This window comes from Oleiphilus sp. HI0123 (genome assembly GCF_001635315.1).
In genome coordinates this window covers 1-433 of sequence record NZ_LWGE01000458.1, presented here as the reverse complement: position 1 = coordinate 433, position 433 = coordinate 1, and the positions used below count along the sequence as shown (strand labels likewise).

Genomic DNA, 433 nt, shown 5'->3' with positions numbered 1-433 from the left:
CCGACGACGAGGCCGTTGCCGAACCCGCGATAGAGCGCAGCGGCGGGCTGAAGTGAGACGGAGACGCGGACGAAGTCGGCGACGTTGAGGCCAGCAGCCATAGCAAAGCGCCGTCGACCGGCGTCCCTGGTAGGTGGATCGGGATTGGTGGAGAGCGTCAAGCGCCGGGAGGCGGGACGGTGCTCAGCGGGTCGGTAATAGCGCCCGAGCCGTTCACGCCAGTGAGCTTGCCGGACAGCACAGCGACGTTGCGAATTTCGTATCGGCGCTCAATCGCCTGTACGAAGCGTATCGGCAGGTCGGCTCGGCGGCGGTTTGAGCTATTGACGATGTCGGGCACGCGCCGGATCGTGTCGGACGAGAGAAAGTTGAGCCCCTGCCCTCTCATCGCCTCGCGGTTCTGAGGCACACAGAGGGCGTCAGAGGCGAGATT

At 65.1% G+C, this 433-nt stretch carries 1 protein-coding gene; it reads right to left on the bottom strand.

Annotated features, from left to right (window positions below; translation table 11 throughout):
* Positions 1 to 157: 157 nt before the first annotated feature.
* Positions 158 to 433, bottom strand: a 276-nt coding sequence (locus A3761_RS26915) for a hypothetical protein (RefSeq protein ID WP_197472814.1), incomplete at its 5' end; no start/stop codon positions are given.